This is a genomic window from Acidocella sp. (genome assembly GCF_028687955.1).
GTDB lineage: Bacteria > Pseudomonadota > Alphaproteobacteria > Acetobacterales > Acetobacteraceae > Acidocella.
Genome location: NZ_JAQTZC010000108.1, coordinates 1 through 4503 on the forward strand (window position 1 = coordinate 1; position 4503 = coordinate 4503).

A 4503-nucleotide genomic window follows, 5' to 3' on the forward strand; every position below is an offset into this window, starting at 1 on the left:
ACCTAACATCGGCCTATCCAACGGAAAGGTTTAGTGCCGTGAATGAAATTTTAGCCTTACGCCGTCCCGGAGCCGCCATTGCGCCATTCAGCGCCCCCGTTCTGGACGATGATGAATCCATCCGCTTGCAAGCGCTGGATGCCTATGAAATCCTGGATAGCGAGCGGGAGAAATCCTATGATGACATCGCGCGCCTCGCGGCTTTCATCTGCGCTGCGCCGGTGGCGCTCATCTCTTTTTTCGACCGTGACCGCCAATGGGTCAAGGCGCGCTTCAGCAGCAGCACCTTCGCGCAAGCAACCCCGAACCTGCCGCGCAGTCAAGCCTTCTGCGATCTGACCATCGCCCAGCCTGAGCCGGTCATCATCGTGGCGGACATACTGCAAGACCCGCGTTTTGCCGGCGCCGCCAACATCATCGCCCCGGCGAAACTGAGGTTTTACGCCGCCGTGCCGCTGGTTGCGCCCACCGGCGCGGTGCTTGGCTCCCTGAGTGTGCTGGACCGGCGCAGCCGCACCCTCTCGCCGGAACAAACGAGCGCTTTGCAAACCCTGGCACGCCAAATCATGGAATTGCTGGACATGCGCCGTACCGTCATCGGTCTCTCCGCCGCCAATGCCCGGCTCGGCCAGCAGAGCATCACCGATGCCCTCACCGGAATCCCCAACCGCCGCGCCTACGATCAGAAGTTGAATGAGGAAGTCTCGCGCGCGCGGCGCACCGGTTCGCCGCTCTCCTTGCTGATGGTCGATATCGATATGTTCAAGCAATACAACGATACTTTCGGCCATATGGCAGGTGATACCGCTTTGCAGTCGGTGGCGCGGGTTCTGCTGACGAGCTTGCGTCCGTATGATTTCCTGGCCCGTTACGGCGGTGAGGAATTCGCTATCATCCTGCCCGCGACGGATTTGTCGGATGCCATTCTGGTCGCCGAACGGGTACGCGCGCTGGTGACAAATTCCGAATTCCCGCACCGCAAATTCACCATCAGCATTGGCGTGGCGCGGCTAGACCCCGAAGCTGGGCTGAAGGCCATGGTGCAAACCGCTGACAATGGCCTCTACCGCGCCAAGGCCAGCGGGCGAAACAAGGTGGTGGTCGGCAATCTGGAAAAAATTCTGGCCGCGGAATGATCACTTCTGGGTTTTCGGGCAGTAAAATGTGCTGCGCCCTGCCTGCACAATCTGTTTAATCCCCGTGCATTCCGCCGCGCCGGGGCAGCGCTCACAAGGCTCTCCGGCGCGGCCGTAAACTTTCCAGGCATGCTGAAAATATCCAAGCTCGCCATTTGGCTGCACATAATCGCGCAAGCTCGATCCCCCGGCGGCGATGGCATCGCGCAGCGTTTCCTTCACCGCCGTTGCCAGCCGTTCCGCCGCCGGTCTGCTTAAGCTCCCCGCCAACCGGCGCGGCGAAATTTTGGCGCGGAACAGCGCCTCGCTGGCATAGATATTCCCGATCCCGGCGACGATCCCCTGGTCCAGCAGCGCGGCTTTGATCGTGGTGATCTTCCCCCTCAGCGCCGCCGCCAGCACTGGGCCAGAGAATTCGTTCCCCAACGGCTCTGGCCCCATGGCGGAGAGGAGCTTGTGGGTGTCCTCGGCGCTGGTGGCGATCAGGTCCAGGGCGCCAAAACGGCGCGGGTCGACAAAGCCAAGTCGTGTTGCGTCGTCCATTTCCAGGGTCAGATGCTCATGTTTGGCGGGTGGCGCGTCAAAGATCATCCGGCCGGACATGCCAAGGTGGATCAGCACTGAAACCCCCCGGTCCAACCGCATCAGCAGGAACTTGCCCCGGCGGCGAAACCCCTGCACGCGCGCGCCGGTTAAAGTTTTGGGCAGCTCGGGGGGGATCGGCCAGCGCAGGTCAGGCCGGTGCAGGCTGGCGCGCGTTATCACATGGCCAGTCAACCTGGCGTCCAGCCCGCGCATCACGGTTTCTACTTCGGGGAGTTCCGGCATTTGCAAACATGGCTATACTAGGATCATGACAAGCAACACCCCCGAGACTGTCGATTTTGGCTTCACCACCGTGGAGCGCGCAAAAAAGCGCGAACTGGTGCGCGAGGTTTTCGATTCCGTGGCCGGAAAATACGACATCATGAACGATCTGATGTCGCTTGGCGTGCACCGGCTGTGGAAGCGCGAATTCATCCAGGCGCTGGACCCACGGCCCAACCGCACGCTGTTGGATCTGGCCGGCGGCACCGGGGACATTACCTTCGGCTGGCTAAAAAAAGGCGGCGGACCGGCGATTTTGTCAGACATCAACGCCGCCATGCTCTCGGTGGGGCGCGACCGCGCCACCGCCAACGGGCTTTTGGGGGAAATCAGCTTCATGGTGACCGATGCCGAGGCAATTTCCCTGCCCGATTCGTCGGTGGACCGGGTTTCCATGGCCTTTGGCCTGCGCAACTGCACCAATAAGGACAAGGTGATTTCCGAGGCGCGGCGGGTGCTTAAACCTGGGGGCAAGTTCTTGGTGCTGGAGTTCTCCAAACTGCAAATCGCCGGGCTGGAGAAGCTCTATGATGCATGGTCGTTCCAGGCGCTACCGAAAATCGGCCAGATCGTCGCCAGGGATGCGCATAGCTACCAGTATCTGGCGGAGAGCATCCGCATGTTCCCCGACCAGGAGACGCTGAAGGCGATGATGGAGGCCGCCGGGCTGGAGCGCGTGAGCTATCGCAACCTCTCCGGCGGGATTGCCGCGATTCACCAGGGCTGGCGGCTGTGAAGCGCATCCTGCTGATCGTCAGCGGCGGGATCGCGGCCTACAAGGCGCTGGAGCTGGTGCGGCTGCTGAGTAAGGCCGGTTACGGGGTGCGCTGCGTGCTGACACCTGCGGGGGAGAAATTTGTCACCCCGATGGCGTTGCAGGCGCTCTCGGGCGAGAAAGTCCACACTGATTTGTTCTCGCTCACCGATGAGAGCGAGATGGGGCATATTGAGCTGTCTCGTTCGGCGGATTTGGTGGTGGTAGCCCCGGCGAGCGCGGATATTCTGGCGAAAATGGCGGCCGGGCTGGCGGGGGATCTGGCCAGCACGCTGCTGCTGGCGACCGACAAGCGGGTGCTGGTGGCGCCTGCGATGAATGTGCGCATGTGGGAGCATCCGGCGACGCGGGCGAATATGGCGCTGCTGGCGGCGCGCGGGGTGCTGGTGGTGGCGCCCGATACGGGGCCGATGGCCTGCGGTGAGTTTGGGCCGGGGCGACTGGCGGAGCCGCCGGTGATTCTGGCGGCGATTGAGGCGGCGCTTGGGGTTACGGGGCCGCTCAGCGGCAGGCATGCGATTGTCACCTCCGGGCCGACGCATGAGCCGATTGATCCGGTGCGCTACATCGCCAACCGCAGTTCGGGCAAGCAGGGCCATGCCATCGCGGCGGCGCTGGCGGCGCTGGGCGCGCGGGTGACGCTGGTGAGCGGGCCGGTTGGCATCGCGGACCCGGCGGGGGTGCAAACGGTGCATGTGGAAACCGCCGCACAGATGCTGGCGGCGGTGGAGGCGGCGCTGCCGGCGGATATCGCGGTGTGCGCGGCGGCGGTGGGCGATTGGCGCGTGGCGGCCACGGCGGGGCAGAAGATGAAGAAGGATGGCGGCGTGCCCCCGGCGCTGCAACTGGCTGAAAATCCTGATATTCTGGCGCGGCTCTCGGCGCCGGGGCCGCTGCGGCCCCGGCTGGTGGTGGGGTTTGCCGCTGAGACGGAGCGTCTGGCGGAATACGCGGCGGCCAAGCGGGCGCGCAAGGGGTGTGACTGGATCGTGGCCAACAATGTCGGCGGCACCGGCATTATGGGCGGCGAGGAAAACGAGGTGTTGCTGCTCAGTGATCAGGGAGCGCAGGCCTGCCCGAAATTGAGCAAACGGGAAGTGGCCGGGCTTCTGGCTGAAAAGATCGGAAAGTTTTTTGCATGAGTGCTGGGTATGAGGTGAAAATCCGCCGTTTGGCGCATGGCGTTGGGCTGGCGCTGCCGGAATATGCGACCAAGGGCGCGGCGGGGATGGATTTGCTGGCGGCGGTGAATGAGGCGGTGCGGATTGCACCGGGTGGGCGGGCGCTGATCCCCACGGGGTTTGCCATCGCGCTGCCGCCGGGGTTTGAGCTACAGGTGCGGCCGCGCTCGGGGCTGGCGCTGAAGCATGGTGTTGTGATTCCAAATTCTCCTGGCACCATCGACGAGGATTACCGGGGAGAGGTTTGTGTGATCGTGCTGAATGCGGGGGCGGAGGATTTTACCGTGACACGCGGGATGCGGATTGCGCAGGCGGTATTGGCGCCGGTTTATCGCGCGGTCTGGCACGAGGTGGAGGATTTGGACGAAACGGCGCGCGGGGCTGGCGGGTTTGGCAGCACCGGGCATTAGAGCCTGATCGCTTTAAGTACGATCAGGCTCATGCTGTTTTTCTGAGGGCGATTCACGCTTTCGTCTCGCTCATGTGAGCGAGCCTCAAACGATCGCGCTCAGGGGGCTGCACGTGGAGCGTTTGTGAGGATCGT

General features: G+C 63.3%; 5 protein-coding genes. 4 read left to right on the top strand and 1 reads right to left on the bottom strand.

Annotated elements, in window-relative coordinates; genetic code table 11:
- Positions 1–38: 38 nt before the first annotated feature.
- Positions 39–1136 carry a sensor domain-containing diguanylate cyclase gene (locus PHE40_RS10660; RefSeq protein ID WP_299961581.1) on the top strand — a complete coding sequence of 366 codons (1098 nt, stop codon included), beginning with the start codon at positions 39–41 and terminating at the stop codon, positions 1134–1136.
- Here the strand turns inward: PHE40_RS10660 and mutM are convergent, their stop codons facing one another.
- On the bottom strand, positions 1137–1964 hold the full coding sequence (mutM, locus tag PHE40_RS10665; protein ID WP_299961583.1) for a bifunctional DNA-formamidopyrimidine glycosylase/DNA-(apurinic or apyrimidinic site) lyase: 828 nt from the start codon (positions 1962–1964) through the stop codon (positions 1137–1139).
- A 25-nt stretch (positions 1965–1989) separates the two neighbouring features.
- Between mutM and PHE40_RS10670 the strand changes: the two genes are divergently transcribed.
- Genes PHE40_RS10670 through dut form a run of 3 tightly spaced genes read left to right on the top strand, consistent with a single transcriptional unit; the run spans position 1990 to position 4369 of the window.
- Entirely contained in the window at positions 1990–2739 is a 750-nt protein-coding gene (locus PHE40_RS10670; RefSeq protein ID WP_299961585.1) for a class I SAM-dependent methyltransferase, read from the top strand.
- Positions 2736–3920, top strand: coding sequence for a bifunctional phosphopantothenoylcysteine decarboxylase/phosphopantothenate--cysteine ligase CoaBC (gene coaBC / locus PHE40_RS10675; protein WP_366523610.1), 1185 nt, complete (start codon positions 2736–2738; stop codon positions 3918–3920). Before PHE40_RS10670 ends, coaBC begins: the two co-directional genes overlap by 4 nt.
- Positions 3917–4369, top strand: a complete 453-nt coding sequence (gene dut, locus PHE40_RS10680) for a dUTP diphosphatase (RefSeq protein WP_299961587.1) — start codon at positions 3917–3919, stop codon at positions 4367–4369. The genes coaBC and dut overlap by 4 nt, the downstream gene beginning before the upstream one ends.
- Positions 4370–4503: the final 134 nt, after the last annotated feature.